We start from the raw sequence: 18,414 nt of genomic DNA on the forward strand, positions 1-18,414 counted from the left end.
GCGAAGACTCCTGCGGGAGTACGGGACAGGGGAGACCCCGCAGGCGCTGAAAGCGCCGAGGAGGCTCCCCGAACCGCCCGCGGAAAGCGAAGCCGCCTGGAACGGAAATCAACAGACTAGTTTAATGTAGCCAAACAAAAAAGACTGTCAATTTAAAACCCGAAATCCTTCGGATTTGTCGACAGTCTGAAGCTGGCAGACTGTATTCTGCCAGCTTTCGTATTAACGTTTTTGTAGTTCTTGCTGCAACAACTTATTAACAATTTGTGGGTTGGCCTGACCCTTCGTAGCTTTCATTAACTGCCCTACTAAGAAACCAACAGCTTTATTTTTTCCATTCTTAAAGTCTTCAATTGATTGCGGATTCGCATCCAATACCTCTGAAATGACTTTAAGAAGGGTGCCTTCATCAGAAATTTGAACAAGTCCCTTGTCCTTCACAATTTGCTCCGCATCGCCGCCGTTTTCAATTAATTCCTTAAAAACAGTTTTAGCAATTTTCGAAGAAATCGTGCCGTTCTCGATCAACTTAATCATGCTAGCTAGACCTTCTGGAGTTAAGGCTACTTGGTGAAGTTCCTTTTGCTCTGCGTTCAAGTAGGCAGAAACATCTCCCATGATCCAGTTCGATGCAAGCTTTGCATCCGCTCCGCCATTAACGGTCGCTTCGAAGAAATCCGCCATTTCTTTCGTAACCGTTAATACCTTTGCATCGTAAACTGGTAGTCCAAGTTCGTCTATATAACGCTTTTGACGTTGATCCGGCAGCTCTGGAATTTCCGCACGAATGCGGGCTTTCCAGTCCTCATCAATGTACAAATCCATTAAATCCGGCTCAGGGAAGTAACGATAATCATCCGAACCTTCTTTAACCCTCATCAACAGAGTAGCCCCCGTTGCTTCATCAAAACGGCGTGTTTCCTGCTCAATCGTCCCACCTGCAGAAACTACTTCTCGTTGACGCTTCTCTTCAAATTCAAGACCTTTGCGGACAAAATTAAAGGAGTTAAGGTTTTTCAGTTCTGTTTTTGTTCCGAATTCTTTTTGTCCCACGGGACGAATCGAAATATTCGCATCACAACGGAGTGAGCCCTCTTCCATTTTACAATCGGAAACACCTGTATATTGAATAATCGATTTTAATTTTTCAAGATACGCATAAGCTTCATCAGGTGTGCGGATATCCGGTTCGGAAACAATCTCTACAAGCGGAGTGCCCTGACGGTTGTAATCACATAGTGAATACCCTTTGCCATGGTTCAGCTTCCCGGCATCTTCTTCCAAGTGGATGCGCGTAATGCCAATTCGTTTGGTATAGCCATTTACCTCGATATCAATATAGCCATGTTCCCCAATTGGCTTATCAAATTGGGAAATCTGATAGGCCTTAGGATTATCCGGATAAAAGTAGTTCTTCCGGTCAAACTTCGTATGAGTAGCAACCTCGCAATTAATCGCCATCGCTGCTTTGATCCCGAACTCTACCGCTTTTTTATTAAGGACTGGTAATACACCAGGGTAGCCAAGGTCGATCACGCTTGTATTTGTATTCGGTTCAGCCCCAAAATGATTTGGGCTCGACGAGAAAATCTTAGATTCTGTTTTTAACTCTACATGGACCTCAAGTCCAATCACTGTTTCAAATTCCATTTTCTTCACCCCCTATAATTCCGGCTTTTCTTTATGAAAGTCTGTTGCCTGTTCAAATGCGTGTGCTGTACGATAAATCGTTGTTTCATCAAAATACTTGCCGATGATTTGTAATCCTAACGGTAACCCGCCATCAAAGCCGCATGGAACTGATATTCCCGGTAAGCCTGCAAGATTAAGAGGAATGGTTAAAATATCATTAATGTACATCGTTAATGGGTCTTCAATATTTTCACCAATTTTAAAAGCAGGTGTTGGTGTCGTAGGTCCGACGATCACATCATATTTTGCAAAGATATTTTCAAAGTCTTGCTTGATCAATGTCCGTACCTGCTGTGCTTTTTTGTAATAAGCATCATAGTACCCTGAGCTTAATGCAAATGTACCAAGCATAATCCGGCGTTTTACTTCATCACCAAAACCTTCTGCACGGGATTTTTTATATAAATCGATTAATGTTTCAGCATCCCTTGAGCGGTAGCCGTAACGGACTCCGTCGAAACGAGCAAGGTTGGCTGATGCTTCTGAGGAAGACAGCAAATAGTAAGCAGCCAGTGCATACTTCGAGTGCGGCAAGGAAACCTCTTCCCATGTTGCACCAAGACCCTCGAGTACTTTTAAGGCATTTAAGACGGACTGTTTTACTGATTCGCTGACACCTTCACCAAGATACTCTTTTGGTACAGCAATTTTGAGGCCCTTCACATCACCAGTTAAACCACTCGCAAAGTTTGGTACATCCACATTTGCAGAGGTCGAATCCATCGGATCAAGGCCGGAAATGGCTTGAAGCAGGTAGGCATTGTCCTCCACAGTTCTAGTAATTGGTCCAATTTGATCAAGGGATGAAGCAAAGGCAACGAGACCAAACCGGGAAACACGTCCATAGGTTGGTTTCAATCCTACGACACCACAAAAAGAAGCTGGCTGACGGATCGAACCGCCCGTATCAGAACCAAGCGAAAATAGGACCTCTCCTGCTGCTACAGCTGCCGCTGAACCGCCTGAAGAGCCGCCTGGAACTGTCTCAAGATTCCATGGATTACGTGTCGTTTGGTAATGGGAATTTTCGTTGGAAGACCCCATGGCAAACTCATCCATATTTAACTTCCCAATCGTTACTGTTTCTGCTTGTTGCAGTTTCTGAACAACGGTCGCATCATAAATCGGATCAAAGTTTTCAAGGATTTTACTCGCACAAGTTGTCCGAAGTCCCTTTGTAACTAAGTTATCTTTTAAGCCAATCGGCATCCCAAATAGCAAACCTTTGGCAGCCTCACTATTGATTTTCTCATCTAATGCTTTCGCTGATAGACGTGCCCGCTCTTCATCTAATGTTAAAAACGCCTGAACCTTATCTTCAACTTGTCCAATTCTCTTATAGGATTCATCGACAAGATCGGAAACTTTTAGTTCCTTCTTTGTAAAAAGTTCATGTAGATCTGAAACTTTATAATCAAATAAACTCACCTTTTAATCCTCCTTCCCCATAATCGATGGTACTTTAATTTGTCCGTCCTGATGCAGAGGTGCATTTTTTAGTACCTCTTCACGTGATAATCCAGGTTTGGATTTATCTTCACGCAAGACATTTTTCATATCCAGCACATGGTATGTAGGCTCCACATTTTCCGTGTCCAATTCATTTAACTGCTCAGCAAAGGTAATAATCGCATCCAGTTGCTTCGTAAACATGTCTGTTTCTTCTTCGGTTATGGCCAATCGTGCCAGATTGGCTACATGCTTTACCTGATCCTTTGAAATTCGTGACATAGTATAACCCCCTATCCCTTCAATCTTGTCATATCAATACTAATGATGATACCAAACTTTTCCGCTTCACCGCAATGATTCCTTCATCAGTATGGGCAAGGGAATGAATTTTTGTTCATAATTCTTGAAATTTCAGTCTATTTTTCTCTTAATAATGCAAATTTTTTCTAAAAAGTTTATCACAGACTTTCTTGGCAACTTCCCTTATAATGGTCATGGATGGGAGGGCTTCTGAATGAAAAAACGTAAACGAAAGAAATTCAAAACCTTTTTTGTGCTGTTCATCCTTTTTTGCGCGTTAGCTTGGTTCCAAAATTATTTTCAACAACAAGGCTCCCTTGATATAGTGAATAACGATCCATTTGCTGATGTAAAAAAATATCAACCCCTCATACATGATGAATTAGCGAAATATCATCTCGAAAATCATACAACAGTTGTTGTCGCTCTAATGCAGCAGGAAAGCCGCGGCAAAGGCGGGGACCCTATGCAGGCGTCCGAATCGGCAGGGTTGGCAAGAAATACAATAACAGATCCGCAAAAAAGTATTCAGGTTGGTGTGAAACATTTTCAGCGCGTCCTCAGTTATGGGAATAAGAAAAAAGTAGATTTCCAGGCCATTATCCAGTCCTATAACATGGGAATTGGCTACATTGACTTTGTAGCCCAGCATGGAGGAAAGCATAGTGAGACGTTAGCGAAGGAATTTTCTCTCCAGCAGGTAAAAGAAAAGCCGACCATTTATACATGTGGCGGCAATAAAAATAATTTCCGCTACCCGTACTGTTATGGTGATTTCACCTATAGCACAAAGGTAACCAAAAATATTCAACTGTTAGCAGACAGCATTCCTGTTACGGGTGAAGAAAAAACCACGGGTGAATCGTTTTAAGGATTCATCAGTGGTTTTTTAATTGATATTTTCGGTCATATTCTTCTTTTTAAAGCGGCTGAACAGAAGAACAAGTTTAATTGGAAAAAGCCCTAGGATTCCACCTAGTGTATTTAATATTAAATCGTCTACATCAAAGCTGCCGAATTCAAATATCAGCTGCAGGAGTTCAAATGCCAGACTTAAGCCGAAGGTGGCAAGCATGACGGCGCTAAGTTTTTGAAACCTCTTCGCCAGCAATGGTAGGATAAATCCAAACGGCATAAAACCAATGATATTCCCTGCCAGGTTTTCAATCCGAATAATTAAATTGATGTCCGCTAAGAAAAGGTAAAAATTAATCGTTTTAAAAGGGACGAAATTATTCGACCGCCAATGATATTCATCATAAGTAAAGTTGAAATGATTTATAATCTCAGATAACGGTATGTATTTAAACAAAATTAATTTCGAAAGAATCGCTAAATATAAACAAAGAATTAGGAAAAGGGTCATTTTATAAATAATTTTCATTCATCACTGCTCCATTTATTACATATCAAAAATAACCTTACCATATTTTTTATGCGTCGTGGGGTCAAAACTGGAATTGGAGGAATTTAGAATGGCAGAGCATATATTTCACTTAAAGGCGAACTGGCCAGGTTTACGGAACGATGTTGGAGAGATTGAGGCAGGGAATTTGGTCACAAAGATTTCCATACCGCCAGAAATGGATGGACCTGGTATTGGCACAAATCCAGATGAGATGCTGCTGGGGGCTGCCGCGACCTGCTATATTATCACCCTTGCTGCGATGCTGGAACGGAGCAGTTTAATGAAGGAAAGCCTAACAATGGAGTCGGAGGGCATCGTCGATGTTACCAAGGGGGTTTTTACCTACAAAAAGATTATTCATCGTCCGTATCTTGTCCTGAAATCAGGTGCAGCGAAGAAAGATGTCGAGATGGCTGTGAGGCTCGCCAAAAAGGCGGAGACATCCTGCATGATCAGCCGCGCGATTCAGGGGAATGTGGAGATTGAGCTGCAGGCTGCGGTGGATGTGGCAGTTGAGTGAAAAAAGTGAAGTGATAAAAATAGTTTGTTCTCTAGGACGTGGCTTTTGGTCCCCATGACTACCACATGAGGACCATCGTTTCAGCGGTTAAATAATTTTGAAAAGAATCCCTTGCTCTTTTTACCTTCATCCTTGATTATTTTTGGTTCCTTGTTAGTAATATATATATCTTCCTTATCAATCGCGTGGTCCATGGCTAATACTAAGCCGATTTCCGAGTCGTGGTCTTTATTGGTCACCAGAGTATGTTCAACTTTATATTTTGTGGCTAGCTTTACGTATTTCGAAAGGGTTTCATAGCTCATATTTCCATTTAAGAAAAGGCGGGACTGCGGTTTTTCCTTCATCTGCTTCTCAACTTGGGGATATATGTTTGCTTCTCCTACTTGGCTTTTTGTCAGAGCTAAGACAATCCGCTCTCGGAGCGTACCTAAGAATTTCCGCCGCTCATCTGGTTTTGTTTGTAGCGGTCCATAGATTCCCTGCTGTAAAACCTCGTCAACGGTTTGCTTTTTCAAATAAATCAACTCCATATAAATACTATTATTAACTATGATGATACCCTAAAAAAAGTTCCATACCAAAAAGGGGGGTTCCATGGCGGGCGAATTAGTTTATTCGAGAGTAAATTTGGCCTATCCGCCAGTAAATTCAGCCCATCCGCTAGTAAACTTGGCTTATCCGACAGTAAACCGATCCCATCCGCCAGTAAACTTGGCTTATCCAACAGTAAACCCACCCCATCCGCTAGTAAACTTGGCTTATCCACAGTAAACCCACCCCATCCGCTAGTAACCACTCCTTATCCGACAGTAAGCTCATCCATCACCGCTAAAGTGAACCCAGCAAAAAATCCTTCCCCCCCAAAAAGGAGAGAAGGATCGACTCTTAGTTTTTGCCCGTAAACTGTTCGGCTTCCGTTGAGCCTTTTAATGCGGTTGTTGATGAAGTCCCGCCTGTAATAACCATGGAAACTTGGTCAAAGTATCCTGTACCTACCTCACGTTGGTGACGTGTGGCCGTGTAGCCGTATTTTTCGCTGTCAAATTCAGCTTGCTGCAATTCGGAGTATGCTGCCATGCCGCGCTCTTTATAACCGCGGGCCAACTCAAACATGCCGTGGTTTAGAGCATGGAAGCCGGCAAGAGTAACGAACTGGAACTTGTAGCCCATTTTACCAAGCTCGACTTGGAATTTCGCAATTGTTTCTTGATCGAGTTTCTTTTTCCAGTTGAAGGATGGTGAACAGTTATATGCCAGCAGCTTACCTGGGAACTGTTCATGAATGGCTTCTGCAAATTGTCTTGCTTCCTCAAGATTCGGCTCTGACGTTTCGCACCAAACAAGATCTGCATATGGCGCATAAGCCAGCCCACGGGAGATCGCTTGGTCAATCCCCGCTTTCACGCGGAAGAAACCTTCGCCTGTACGTTCACCCGTAATAAACGGGGCATCATTCATATCAATATCACTGGTGATTAAGTCGGCTGCGTTAGCGTCAGTCCGGGCAACGAGTACGGTTGGAACCCCCATAACATCAGCAGCGAGACGAGCAGCAATCAGGTTGCGAACCGCTGTTTGTGTTGGCAGCAATACCTTCCCGCCTAAGTGACCACATTTTTTCTCAGAAGAAAGCTGGTCTTCAAAATGGACGCCTGATGCACCTGCTTCAATCATGCCTTTCATTAACTCGAAACAGTTTAATTGGCCGCCAAAACCTGCTTCTGCATCAGCGACAATCGGGGCGAACCAATCGACTGAGTGATCGCCTTCTGCATGGTGGATTTGATCTGCACGCTGCAAGGCCTGGTTAATCTTTTTGACCACATTTGGTACACTGTTGGCTGGGTATAAGCTTTGGTCAGGGTACATGTGTCCAGACAGATTGGCATCAGCTGCTACCTGCCAGCCGCTTAAGTAGATGGCTTTTAGCCCAGCTTTTACTTGCTGAACCGCTTGATTACCGGTTAACGCACCTAGCGCATTTACATAGTCTTCCTCATTTAATAGCTTCCAAAGCTTTTCGGACCCTTTTCGAGCCAATGTGTGCTCAATATCAATCGACCCTCTGAGTTTGATAACATCCTCAGCAGTGTAAGGCCTCGTAATCCCTTTCCACCGGCTATCCATTTCCCAGCTTTCTTGTAATTGCGCAGCTCTTGAATTTGTCATTTTCATATTCCCCCTATTAATCTATTAAGTATATTTTTAAAACTAGATAAGCTTATACCCAGACAAAGTTAAAAATTCAGCAAACTCCTCATTCAGAATCAACCGATCAAACAATTCAACAGCTTCGTCGAATCGGCCGCCCTCAAATGCCGGTTCACCCATTTCCTGTTTAATTTTTTCTAATTCCTCCAGTTTATATTTCTCATACATTTCCACTGTGACTTTCCGTCCGTCGTTCAGAATCCCTTTGGGGTGGCGAATCCACTGCCACAGCTGGGCCCTTGAAATCTCAGCGGTTGCGGCATCCTCCATCAAGTTGTGAATCGGGGCTGCACCATTGCCTCTAAGCCACGAAGCTACATATTGAATCCCGACATTGATGTTCAAACGAACTCCCTCTTCTGTAATCGTCCCTCCTGGTGACTCAAGCAAATCTTGAGCGGTCACGGTAATCTTCTGTTGTTTACTCGTATGGATTTGGTTGGCCATCGGCATTTCGCGGTTAAATACCTCCAGAGCAACTGGGACCAGGCCTGGATGCGCAACCCATGTACCATCATGACCGTCACGGGCTTCGCGCTCTTTATCAGCACGAACCTTAGCAAAGGCTTCTTCATTAGCAGCCGGGTTATTGCGAATTGGAATTTGGGCAGCCATCCCGCCAATTGCTGGTGCATTGCGGCGGTGACAGGTTTGAATCGTTAGTAACGAATACGAACGCATAAACGGGACGGTCATCGTTACCTGTGAGCGATCGGGTAAAATAATATCCTTGTGTTGACGCAGTTTTTTCAGGTAACTGAAAATATAATCCCATCTTCCGCAATTCAAGCCTGCGGAGTGGTCTTTTAGCTCAAATAAAATCTCATTCATCTCAAAGGCACCCATGATGGTTTCTAGTAATACTGTCGCTTTAATGGTTCCATTCGGAATCCCCAGTTTCTCTTGTGCAAAAACAAATACATCATTCCAAAGCTTTGCTTCCAAGTGACTTTCCAGCTTTGGCAGGTAAAAATACGGACCTGTTCCCCTCGCAAGCAGTTGGTTCACATTATGGAAAAAGTACATGCCAAAATCAAAGAAACTTCCTGAAATAGGCTTGCTATCTAGCAAAATATGCTTTTCTTCTAAATGAAGGCCGCGTGGTCTCACAAACAGCACGGCTGTCTCGCCCTTTAGTTCATACTTCTTGCCATTGGCATTTTCAAAAGATATCGTCCGATTTACCGCATCTCTTAAGTTGATTTGTCCTTCGACGATGTTTTCCCAGGTTGGTGAAGTGGCGTCCTCGCAATCGGCCATAAATACTTTTGCGCCCGAGTTCAAAGCGTTGATTACCATTTTCCGTTCAGTCGGTCCGGTAATTTCTACCCGGCGATCTTGGAGATCATCAGGCAAAGGAGCAATCGTCCAGTCCCCGTTTCGTATATGCTTTGTCTCCGGGAGGAAATCAGGTAATGTTCCATTATTTATTTCCGCTTGGCGTTTTTGCCTGTACTGTAACAGTTCAACTCTTCGTCCGCCAAACTTTCGCTCCAACTCTTCAATAAAATTTAATGCCTCAGCTGTTAAAATCTCTTCGTACTGGGCTTTCATTGCCCCTACCACTTCAATACCTGTTGTTTGCGTCGACATGAACTACATCACCTCTTTGTTATAATACAGAAACAATCTACGTTTTGTATTATATAACACAACTTTCAAAAATGGAACTACTTTTCTGATAATTTTTATAAAAATAGGTAAAAACTACCTAAGGCTTGTACCAAAAGGATAAAAGCCTATAAAAAAAAGAACGTCCGCAGACATTCTTTTAATTGCTATTATGCGTTTCTTTACAACATGCTTCATATAATCGGATAAAATCCTCTTCCCGATGAACACTAGTTAAGAACTCCGGGCTCACTATAGATTTTAAGAGCTCTCTCTTCAAAGATGGATTAGCTACTTCCTTCAAAATCCATTTTCGTTTCGAGGCGAGAAAGTCAAGATAGCCCTCATAGGAAGCATCAAACTGCTGCTCGAGCTGGTCTCGAATTTGGCTCGCCAGGGTTGGACTCGCCCCGCCTGTTGAGATAGCAATGCTCAAAGACCCTCGTTGAACGTGTGCGGGGACATGAAAATTGGAGCCAGCTGGATCATCAGCAATAGTTACCAATTGATGGGTACCTGCTGACTCCTGAATCGACTGATTGATCTCCCGACTATTTGTTGCCGCAAAAATTAGGAAGGCATTGGCAATGTCACTGGCCGAGAAGGTCTTTTGTTTCCATATGATTCTTCCCTCATGACTAAGCCTTTGGATTTCATCTGTTGCATCCGGGCTGATAACAACCACTTCAGCACCTGTTCCTAGCAGGCCAACCACTTTCCGTTCGGCTACTTTCCCGCCTCCTGCCACCACTACGCTTTTCCCTTCTAATCTTAAGATCACTGGATAGCCTGTTTTCACCATTTACACTTCCCCAACAGGTCGTTCGGCTAAATATTCAACCAAAGCTTCCTTCGTTGCGAATGCCGGCATGCCGTGTGAAGGAAGGCCTGAACTGACAACGGCCTTTTCCGTTTGTCTTCCCATACTGACCACCTGCAGCCCTTTCAATAGTTCAAAGGCATTCAAATCACACTCTCGTAACGCGTTTATAAACAATTCAACCGAGGCACTGCTCGGGAATATCATCGTATTCAACTCTGCTTCATCTAACATTCTTTTAAAAAGAGGCAAAAACTGCTCATCTAGCTCTTTTTTGCTGGTCACCATGACGTCTCTCGCATCCGTCTTTTTTTTCAAAATGCTATCATCTCCGACAATAAGCAATGAGCTGGATTCTTGCATCTCCTCTGCATGGGCGGCTATAAAACCATGCTTCTTAAGTGCATTTTTCGATTTAAGAGAAGCTCCATAGAAGTCCGCACGAATGGTTCGGATATCGACTCCATGATTGACTACCGCAGTAAAAAATTCATCGACACTTTCTGGAGAAGTGAAGAGAATTTTTTCGTAAGAAGCCACCTTGGTTAAATCAACTGGCAGCACGGTTTTTTTCCATTTTGGAAACTCTATGACATCAGCTCCACCATCCATTAATGCTTTTGCTAATTCACTAGAGCCCTCACTTGTACGGGCCAGCAGAATTTGCCTGCCATACAGGGGCAATTTTTCAAACCAACTGATTTTTTCACGGAGGGATATGACTTTACCTACCAGAATAATCGACGGATTACTAAACTTAGCCTCTACGACCTTTTCAGAAATATCAGCCAGCGTCCCTTGCAATGTTTTTTGCCGGCCAAATGTACCCCATTGAATCAAAATAACAGGGGTCGACGATGGTTTCCCGTACGTGATGAGATTTTCGCAAATAAATGGTAAGTTGCCGACGCCCATATAAAATGCGATCGTATCGACACCACGGGCCAGTCCTTCCCAGTCGAGCACTGGTTTTCCCTCTTTCGATTTATCATGGGCAGTGACGACTGCAAATGATTCCGCATATTCACGGTGGGTAACAGGAATGCCTGCATAAAGAGGGGCAGCAATCCCCGATGTAATACCAGGAATGATTTCAAAAGGGATCTCATGTTGGGCCAGGGCTGCTGCTTCTTCGCCCACTCTGCCAAACACACCAGGGTCTCCGCCTTTTAAGCGGACCACCCGATGACCTTCCAGCGCCTTCTCCACCAATAGTTCATTGATATTTCCTTGGCGGATAATATGGCGATTCGGTAATTTTCCGCAGTAAATCAGTTCGCAATCGGCTGGAGCATATTCCAACAATTTTGGATTGGCAAGCCGATCATATAATATGACCTCTGCTTGTTTAATGGCCTCCATGCCTTTTAAAGTGATTAAACGTACGTCCCCTGGCCCTGCTCCTACTAAAAATACTTTTCCTGTCTTCATCCTGCAGCAATCCTTCCCATTTCCTTCTTATCTGACAATAAACACGATATCGTCCTCTAATTCTACCTTAAATGTCCGCACTTGACCTTCATCCGGTGCCTGTACTTTACCATCTTTTAAAGAAATTTTCCAATCATACACGGGGCAATATACATATTCGCCGCTAATAAGCCCTTCTGAAAGAACGCCGCCTTTCGGATGTGGACTGCGATTTTCAATCGCATATACTTCTCCGCTCGTTACTTTAAAAAGCGCAATATTGGTTTCATCGATTTTAAGTGTATAGCCTGACCGAACTTTTAAATTTGAATAGTTTGCTACTGGAATCCGAGTAATTGTTTGAAGCATAATGAATCACTCCCCCACCTTGATTGTATGTTGTGCATAATATTTATCTTGGATTTCCTCACTTTGAATCGCTTCATTCCAAGGCTCAATATATTTTTTCAATGTTTTATCCATGCGCTCGTTTAAAGCCCTTCGCGTTTCTTCGTTAGCGAGCACTTCTCTGACATGTTCTAAACCAACACGTTCTACCCATTTTGACGTACGCTCCAAGTAATTGGCCGTTTCACGGTAATATTGAATATAAGCACCTGTCATTTCCATCACTTCGTCCTGTGTTTTCACCGTACATAACAGGTCACCTGCACGGAGGTCGACGCCGCCGTTACCTGCCACATAAATCTCCCAGCCGCCGTCAATACCGACAAAACCAATGTCTTTAATGCCTGCTTCGGAGCAGTTTCGCGGACAGGCAGATACGCCCATTTTAACTTTATGCGGGGTATCAAGGCGCTCAAATTTCTTTTCTAATTCAATTCCAAGGGCCATCGAATCTTGTGTGCCATAGCGGCAGAATTGTGCACCAACACACGTTTTCACCGTACGAAGTGTTTTACCATAGGCATAACCTGATGGCATGTCCAACTCTTCCCACATGGCTGGCAGGTCTTCTTTTTTCACCCCGAACAAGCCAATTCGCTGCCCGCCTGTCAATTTCACGAGTGGTACTTCATACTTTTCGGCAATCTCAGCAATTTTCTTCAAATCAGCTGCCGTTGTTACCCCGCCATACATCCTTGGGACAACAGAATAAGTTCCATCTTTTTGGATGTTAGCATGCATTTTTTCATTGACGAGACGAGAGTCACGATCATCTTTGTATTCATCCATATGAATCATACCTAAGTAGTAGTTAATGGCAGGACGGCATTTGGTACAGCCCTCCTCATTGTTCCACTCAAGTACGTGCATGACTTCCTTCACACTTGTTAAGCCTTTTTCTTTGATTTCAGCCAACAATTCTTCACGGCTTATTGTAGTGCAGCCACAGATACTTGTTTTTTGAGCTGCCGCTGCATCAAATTGATCTCCAAGTGTGTATGCGAGAATACTGCTAACCATTGGCTTACAGCGACCGCAAGAACGGCCGGCGTTCGTGCAATGGCTCACTTGGTCTAAAGTAGTTAATCCCTGTGTTTTAATCGCTTCAACAATGGCACCTTTTGTGACTCCGTTACAGCCACAAACCAATTCGTCATTTGGCATAGAGGCCACATCATCAGTCTCGCCTTCACCAGTGCATTCGGTATGGAATATTGATACACCGCTGATGTCCTCTTTTTTAGTCAGCATTCGATATAATCTAGTACTGTCTTTTGTGTCACCATATAGGACGATCCCTACAATCAAGTTGTTTCTAGTAAGCACTCGTTTATAGAGACCTTCGTACTCATTGTAGATCATGATCGATTTGGTTGTACCATCCTCAAAGATTTCTCCAGCAGAGAAAAGATCAACGCCCGCTACCTTTAACTGAGTACCTGTAACAGAGCCTTCATATGGGTTCGTTTCGGCACCACAAATGCGGCTGGCAAGGATTTTTCCTTGTTCATATAAAGGCGCAACCAAACCATAAACAATTTCCCGATGCTCCGCACATTCTCCGACTGCATACACATGTGGGACACTCGTTTCCATAAAGTCATTGACGACAATGCCGCGATTTACATAGATGCCGCTGTTTTTTGCCACTTCCGTATTCGACTTAATTCCAATCGCCATGACAACCAAGTCTGCTTCCACTTGTGAGCCATCTTTAAAGCGAAGGCCAGTAACACGCTCGTCACCGAGAATTTCCACCGTTTCCTTTTCCATTAAGAAATTCATGCCTTGTCCTTCAAGTTCCGCCTTAAGTAGTGAGGATGCAACTGGGTCCAACTGGCGCTCCATTAGATGCGGCATTAGATGAACTACATCAACGGTCATTCCTAAGTTCAGCAAGCCTCTTGCAGCTTCTAGTCCGAGTAGTCCTCCGCCGATGACGACAGCCTTTTTATATTGCTGCGCTGCTTTGATCATCATTTCACAATCATGGATATCACGAAACCCTGTCACACCTTGTTTGTCTGCGCCTGCAATTGGCAGAATAAAAGAATTCGAGCCAGTAGCAATGATCAAATCATCATACTCGACTTTCCGGCCAAGATGACTAATTACTCGTTTTGTGTCCACATCAATGCTAACAATGGATTCGCCAGTGTATAATTGAATATTATTTTCTTTATACCAATCTATTGGATTAATAATGATATCTTCAAAGTTTATATCCCCTTGAAGGATATTTGATAGTTTGATCCGATTATAGTTTGGATACGGCTCTTGGCCAAAAATTGTGATCTCTAAGGGTTCAGCAGATACTTTTAGAATCTCCTCAATTGTTCTAACTCCTGCCATCCCGTTCCCGATCATCACTAGTTTTTTCATTTTTGGATCGCTCCTTATATGTTAAATCTATATTTTTAAATATTATAAGATTTTCTTTATAGTTACATTGTAAAGGCTAGTGTTGATAAAAATTGTGAAGTACGTCACATTCTAACTTTAACTTGTGAATAAATTCACATAACTGTCAAAATCTCGCTGTAAACAAAAAAAAATAGCACACATTGTATGCTATTTTGGTTAAACAACTTTTTTCTCTGTTTTTTGTAAAGGGTATGGTTTAACCCATAAATTTATTGATGGTACCAGTACTCCAATGACAGCGACCGGAACAAGTTCCCATAATTCAAGCGGCGGTGTGATGAGTATTCCTGAGATATGAATCAGATACAGGGCGATAAAGTAAGCGATGCTGCCCACACCCCCGGCTAATCGAGAGTATTTTCTAATTAATAAGAAGCTTAATGGAATGAATAATAGCGTGATTGGAACATAGGAGGTAGGGTAACCAACGGAGTAAAAAATGGCTTTTCCGACAAATCGAAATAAGATATATAGTGCTGTCGCCATAACTGGGATCGTATAATCCCGGCAAAAGCGAATAATTAAAATCGTTAGGAGAGCAACCATTAGGATGGAATAGATCGGATATACCCATTCTGGAATGCCGCCAAAAATCTGGGAGGCCGGGTCTGAGATTAATTCAAGGATTTCTTTTGAAGCAATTGACCTTCCATGAATGTATTGATCATAGGAGATCGCACCATTTTCCTGCTGCATATTCGGAAACATTAAGCATTCAAGGAGATACATCGCAAACCAAGTATGAAGGGACTTCCATGACGGTTGAATTTCTCTCGTATGGATAAAATACCCGCGCCATACGCCGATGATCATCATACTCGTTCCGATATAATAAATAAAATGAGTCGGACTCCAGGTAGTTAAATCAATTCCATACGCAATATGGTACGTAAAATCTAAGGGAATGCCAATTAGAAATAAAACATATCCAATGGTAATAAGATTCCTTGAAAATCGGTCCATAAAGTGTGGACTCCGCCACTCTTGTAATAACAAAAAGGCCCCTAAGATAAATCCAATCGTATTGACAATATGGGGAATAGAGTATTCCTCAAATAAATATCTAAAATGATAGGAAGCATCCCATGCAGATCCTATGAATTTCAATAGAAAGGCAAGTACCCACAAACGGTAATATTTCAATGATAACATCTCCCCTCTTTCCCTCATCCAAGCAGGTCGAATATATCCCCAAAGATGGCAATTAGGATATAATTGATGGCTAAAGCAATTGCAAACGTTATTCCCGAGGCTCGAACAGGCTTCTGTCGAAATAATTTATAAATAAATACAATCCCTGCTGTAACAACAAAAACATTACAGAGTAAAAAGGTCCACAGTAAACTTTCACTGTGTTCGACGGTTGTGACGTGAAATAGATACAATGGAATCAATTCTATAATCCCCCATACTTTACTTCCTTTTGCCTACTCCTATTTTATCATTATTTATATGCTAAGGAACTTACTAATTACATAAAATTCTTGCAATGGTTGAATTAGGTAATGTATTTTATAGAAAGTAAGTTTGTTTATGAATGGAGGAATTCCAACTGAAAAAGTCCATAATCGTTATTTCCCTTTTGTACATGGCACTTTTATCTGCTTGTAATCCGATTAAAGTCCCGAAGTCGTCGGGGATGGACCATGGAATGAGTGCCACTCCAACTGATGTCATTCCCACAAAGTCTGAATGGAAAATCGAGGATCATCCCAACGCAAACAAGGAAATACCCATTTCAGTGTTCATTAAGGATGAATCAAATAAACCAATTCAATCGTTTGATACGGTTCATGAGAAAAAAATGCATCTCTTTATTTTTAGTAAGGATTTAGCTTATTTTTCTCACATCCATCCAAATTATAAGGGGAAAGGCGAATTTGCCTTTACCACAAAGTTCCCTGCCGGCGGAGATTATATGCTTCTGTCTGAATTTACTCCTAAGGGTGGAGGGGACCCTAGCGTAGAAAGTCATTGGGTCGAAATTGAGGGGAAGACCACAAAAGAGCAGCCCCTCGTCCCGGATCAGAAGCTGACCAAAGTCGTCGATGGAAAAAAAGTGGCGCTTTCCTTTGACCATTTGATGGCAGGAATGACGGTTCACATGAATTTTACAATAAGTGACGCTGCCAGCGGCCAACCGATTAAAAACTTACAGCCTTATTTAGGCGCCTTGGGGCATGCCGTTGCCATAAGTGATGATGTGGAAAAATATTTGCACATCCATCCGATGACAACGGAAGGAAACGGTCCAAAGGTCACCTTTATGACCGTGTTTCCTGAAAAGGGGATCTATAAGGTGTGGGGCCAGTTTCAACAGGATGGGAAAGTATTTACCGTTCCGTTTGTGATAGATGTGGCAAAGTAAAAACAAACCCCTTCTCGTTCTCGAGAAGGGGTTTCACTTTTATTATTAATACATTTCAGAAGTTGTTTTTGCCTGCATATGAAGCAATAAGTAGTCAGGACCGCCTGCTTTGGAGTCAGTTCCGGACATATTAAAGCCGCCAAATGGCTGATAACCAACAATCGCTCCAGTACAAGAACGGTTGAAGTAAAGATTACCAACATGGAAGTCTTCACGAGCTTGTTCTAGGTGTTCACGATTCGTCGTGATTACCGCACCAGTTAAGCCATACTCTGTGTTGTTGGCAATTTCAATAGCATGAGTGAAGTCTTTCGCTTTTGTAAATCCAACAACTGGACCAAAGATTTCTTCCTGCATGATGCGCGCATCTGGAGCAAGGTCAGCAATTACAGTTGGCTTGATGAAGTAACCCTTAGAATTATCTCCTTCGCCTCCAGCCATTAACTTACCTTCTTGCTTACCGATTTCAACGTATTCCATGATTTTTTTGAACGCATTATTGTCGTTTACTGGACCCATGTATGTTCCTTGTTCTGCAGGGTCACCCACCGTTAATTGGTTCGTTAATTCAACCACGCGGTTTAAGACTGTATCATAAACATCCTCAACGATGACTGCCCGTGAACATGCTGAACATTTTTGACCTGAGAAGCCAAATGCACCGGCAACAATAGATTGTGCTGCAAGTTCAAGATCTGCCTCACTGTCAACGACAATCGTATCTTTTCCGCCCATTTCAGCGATTAAACGCTTCATCCATACTTGACCTGGGTTCACTTTTGAAGAACGTTCGAAAATGCGAAGTCCAACATCACGTGAACCAGTAAAGCTGATAAAGCGAGTATCTTTGTGGTCAACTAAATAATCGCCCACTTCAGCACCACTGCCTGGTACAAAGTTTAAGACGCCCTTAGGAAGACCCGCCTCTTCCATAACTTCCACAAACTTCGCTGCAACTACTGGAGTTGTAGAAGCTGGTTTTAATAGAACCGTGTTCCCAGCTACAATCGCTGCCACAGTCGTACCAGCCATAATCGCTAATGGGAAGTTCCAAGGTGAAATGATAATTCCCACGCCTAGCGGAATATAATTGTAACGGTTAAATTCGTTTGGACGGCTATTTACTGGCACACCATCTTTAATGGCCAGCATTTGGCGTCCATAATATTCAAGGAAGTCAATCGCTTCTGCTGTATCTGCATCAGCTTCTCTCCATGGCTTACCTGCTTCTTTTGTTAAAAGAGCAGAAAACTCATGCTTGCGGCGGCGAATGATCGTTGCTGCTTTAAAAAGTACATCAGCACGAACTTCTGCCTTTGTTTTTTTCCAAGTTTTAAATGCTTCAACGGCTGCTTGCATCGCTTTTTCAGCTAGATCTTGGCTGGCTTTTGACACGCTGCCAATGATTTCTTGCGTATTGGAAGGGTTATAGGAAACGATTTTATCTTCAGTTTTAATTCTTTCTCCGCCAATAACTAGATCGTAATCCTGACCTAAATAACTTTCAACTATTTCTAATCCTTTTAGATAGGCCTGGCGGTTTTCCTCAATTGTAAAATCTGTAAAGGGTTCGTGTTTGTAAGGTTGGACCATTTCTTAAACCTCCTATGTATTAAAAACGTTTACAATCCACTTTTCATTCTAACATGTTTCTTTTCTTTGTAGCAATTGATAGTCAATTCTAAAAATAGAAGGCTTTCCTTGCACAAAAGGCAGTGGATTTTCCTCAAATTTTGTTGTTTTTCCATGTACATTTAATCAATCGTTTGATTAGTTTCTTTATCCAT

At 42.6% G+C, this 18,414-nt stretch carries 18 protein-coding genes; 3 read left to right on the forward strand and 15 right to left on the reverse strand.

Annotated features, from left to right (window positions below):
• Positions 1 to 222: 222 nt before the first annotated feature.
• From gatB to gatC, 3 genes are read right to left on the reverse strand one after another with little or no spacing between them, the layout of a single operon-like run.
• A complete protein-coding gene (gene gatB / locus M3610_RS25465; protein WP_098571060.1) occupies positions 223 to 1,650 on the reverse strand; it encodes an Asp-tRNA(Asn)/Glu-tRNA(Gln) amidotransferase subunit GatB in 1,428 nt (475 codons plus the stop codon).
• Between the two features lie 12 nt (positions 1,651 to 1,662).
• Positions 1,663 to 3,120, reverse strand: coding sequence for an Asp-tRNA(Asn)/Glu-tRNA(Gln) amidotransferase subunit GatA (gene gatA, locus M3610_RS25470; RefSeq protein WP_098571061.1), 1,458 nt, complete (start codon positions 3,118 to 3,120; stop codon positions 1,663 to 1,665).
• Positions 3,121 to 3,123: 3 nt separating this feature from the next.
• Positions 3,124 to 3,423, reverse strand: a complete 300-nt coding sequence (gatC, locus tag M3610_RS25475; protein WP_026564693.1) for an Asp-tRNA(Asn)/Glu-tRNA(Gln) amidotransferase subunit GatC — start codon at positions 3,421 to 3,423, stop codon at positions 3,124 to 3,126.
• 235 nt (positions 3,424 to 3,658) lie between these two features.
• On the opposite strand from gatC, the gene M3610_RS25480 reads away from it, so the two are divergent.
• Positions 3,659 to 4,315 (forward strand): lysozyme family protein, encoded by a 657-nt coding sequence (locus M3610_RS25480; protein ID WP_098571062.1) that lies wholly within the window; start codon positions 3,659 to 3,661, stop codon positions 4,313 to 4,315.
• A gap of 18 nt (positions 4,316 to 4,333) precedes the next feature.
• On the opposite strand, the gene M3610_RS25485 is transcribed toward M3610_RS25480, so the two are convergent.
• The gene (locus tag M3610_RS25485) at positions 4,334 to 4,828 is read right to left on the reverse strand and encodes a VanZ family protein (protein WP_251463341.1); all 495 of its coding nucleotides are present in this window, start codon (positions 4,826 to 4,828) and stop codon (positions 4,334 to 4,336) included.
• A gap of 91 nt (positions 4,829 to 4,919) precedes the next feature.
• On the opposite strand from M3610_RS25485, the gene M3610_RS25490 reads away from it, so the two are divergent.
• The gene (locus M3610_RS25490; protein ID WP_098571064.1) at positions 4,920 to 5,372 is read left to right on the forward strand and encodes an OsmC family protein; all 453 of its coding nucleotides are present in this window, start codon (positions 4,920 to 4,922) and stop codon (positions 5,370 to 5,372) included.
• 80 nt (positions 5,373 to 5,452) lie between these two features.
• Here M3610_RS25490 and M3610_RS25495 read toward each other — a convergent pair whose 3' ends face one another.
• The 10 genes from M3610_RS25495 to M3610_RS25540 form a co-directional block, all read right to left on the reverse strand.
• The gene (locus tag M3610_RS25495; RefSeq protein WP_251463342.1) at positions 5,453 to 5,890 is read right to left on the reverse strand and encodes a YueI family protein; all 438 of its coding nucleotides are present in this window, start codon (positions 5,888 to 5,890) and stop codon (positions 5,453 to 5,455) included.
• 32 nt (positions 5,891 to 5,922) lie between these two features.
• Positions 5,923 to 6,141 (reverse strand): hypothetical protein, encoded by a 219-nt coding sequence (locus tag M3610_RS25500; protein ID WP_251463343.1) that lies wholly within the window; start codon positions 6,139 to 6,141, stop codon positions 5,923 to 5,925.
• A gap of 119 nt (positions 6,142 to 6,260) precedes the next feature.
• A complete protein-coding gene (gene aceA / locus M3610_RS25505; protein ID WP_098571066.1) occupies positions 6,261 to 7,544 on the reverse strand; it encodes an isocitrate lyase in 1,284 nt (427 codons plus the stop codon).
• Between the two features lie 42 nt (positions 7,545 to 7,586).
• A complete protein-coding gene (gene aceB, locus M3610_RS25510) occupies positions 7,587 to 9,179 on the reverse strand; it encodes a malate synthase A (RefSeq protein WP_098571067.1) in 1,593 nt (530 codons plus the stop codon).
• A gap of 178 nt (positions 9,180 to 9,357) precedes the next feature.
• Positions 9,358 to 9,999 (reverse strand): precorrin-2 dehydrogenase/sirohydrochlorin ferrochelatase family protein, encoded by a 642-nt coding sequence (locus M3610_RS25515; protein ID WP_251463344.1) that lies wholly within the window; start codon positions 9,997 to 9,999, stop codon positions 9,358 to 9,360.
• Positions 10,000 to 11,448 carry a uroporphyrinogen-III C-methyltransferase gene (gene cobA, locus M3610_RS25520; protein ID WP_098571068.1) on the reverse strand — a complete coding sequence of 483 codons (1,449 nt, stop codon included), beginning with the start codon at positions 11,446 to 11,448 and terminating at the stop codon, positions 10,000 to 10,002.
• Between the two features lie 27 nt (positions 11,449 to 11,475).
• Complete coding sequence (gene nirD, locus M3610_RS25525; RefSeq protein ID WP_251463345.1) at positions 11,476 to 11,796, reverse strand: nitrite reductase small subunit NirD; 321 nt, start codon at positions 11,794 to 11,796, stop codon at positions 11,476 to 11,478.
• 6 nt (positions 11,797 to 11,802) lie between these two features.
• Complete coding sequence (gene nirB / locus M3610_RS25530; RefSeq protein WP_251463346.1) at positions 11,803 to 14,217, reverse strand: nitrite reductase large subunit NirB; 2,415 nt, start codon at positions 14,215 to 14,217, stop codon at positions 11,803 to 11,805.
• Positions 14,218 to 14,415: 198 nt separating this feature from the next.
• Complete coding sequence (locus M3610_RS25535) at positions 14,416 to 15,402, reverse strand: hypothetical protein (protein WP_251463347.1); 987 nt, start codon at positions 15,400 to 15,402, stop codon at positions 14,416 to 14,418.
• Between the two features lie 23 nt (positions 15,403 to 15,425).
• Positions 15,426 to 15,653 carry a hypothetical protein gene (locus tag M3610_RS25540; RefSeq protein WP_098571072.1) on the reverse strand — a complete coding sequence of 76 codons (228 nt, stop codon included), beginning with the start codon at positions 15,651 to 15,653 and terminating at the stop codon, positions 15,426 to 15,428.
• 143 nt (positions 15,654 to 15,796) lie between these two features.
• Here M3610_RS25540 and M3610_RS25545 point away from each other — a divergent pair, with 143 nt between their 5' ends.
• Positions 15,797 to 16,627 carry a hypothetical protein gene (locus tag M3610_RS25545; RefSeq protein WP_251463348.1) on the forward strand — a complete coding sequence of 277 codons (831 nt, stop codon included), beginning with the start codon at positions 15,797 to 15,799 and terminating at the stop codon, positions 16,625 to 16,627.
• A 45-nt stretch (positions 16,628 to 16,672) separates the two neighbouring features.
• Here M3610_RS25545 and pruA read toward each other — a convergent pair whose 3' ends face one another.
• The gene (gene pruA, locus M3610_RS25550; protein WP_251463349.1) at positions 16,673 to 18,220 is read right to left on the reverse strand and encodes an L-glutamate gamma-semialdehyde dehydrogenase; all 1,548 of its coding nucleotides are present in this window, start codon (positions 18,218 to 18,220) and stop codon (positions 16,673 to 16,675) included.
• Positions 18,221 to 18,414: the final 194 nt, after the last annotated feature.

The organism is Neobacillus sp. MER 74 (assembly GCF_023714155.1).

Coding starts and splice junctions, on each gene's coding strand:
- gatB (WP_098571060.1), bottom strand. CDS start 1,650: ATGGAATTTGAAACAGTGATTGGACTTGAGGTCCATGTAGAGTTAAAA.
- gatC (WP_026564693.1), bottom strand. CDS start 3,423: ATGTCACGAATTTCAAAGGATCAGGTAAAGCATGTAGCCAATCTGGCA.
- M3610_RS25480 (WP_098571062.1), top strand. CDS start 3,659: ATGAAAAAACGTAAACGAAAGAAATTCAAAACCTTTTTTGTGCTGTTC.
- M3610_RS25485 (WP_251463341.1), bottom strand. CDS start 4,828: ATGAAAATTATTTATAAAATGACCCTTTTCCTAATTCTTTGTTTATAT.
- M3610_RS25490 (WP_098571064.1), top strand. CDS start 4,920: ATGGCAGAGCATATATTTCACTTAAAGGCGAACTGGCCAGGTTTACGG.
- aceA (WP_098571066.1), bottom strand. CDS start 7,544: ATGACAAATTCAAGAGCTGCGCAATTACAAGAAAGCTGGGAAATGGAT.
- aceB (WP_098571067.1), bottom strand. CDS start 9,179: ATGTCGACGCAAACAACAGGTATTGAAGTGGTAGGGGCAATGAAAGCC.
- M3610_RS25515 (WP_251463344.1), bottom strand. CDS start 9,999: ATGGTGAAAACAGGCTATCCAGTGATCTTAAGATTAGAAGGGAAAAGC.
- cobA (WP_098571068.1), bottom strand. CDS start 11,448: ATGAAGACAGGAAAAGTATTTTTAGTAGGAGCAGGGCCAGGGGACGTA.
- nirD (WP_251463345.1), bottom strand. CDS start 11,796: ATGCTTCAAACAATTACTCGGATTCCAGTAGCAAACTATTCAAATTTA.
- nirB (WP_251463346.1), bottom strand. CDS start 14,217: ATGAAAAAACTAGTGATGATCGGGAACGGGATGGCAGGAGTTAGAACA.
- M3610_RS25545 (WP_251463348.1), top strand. CDS start 15,797: ATGGAGGAATTCCAACTGAAAAAGTCCATAATCGTTATTTCCCTTTTG.
- pruA (WP_251463349.1), bottom strand. CDS start 18,220: ATGGTCCAACCTTACAAACACGAACCCTTTACAGATTTTACAATTGAG.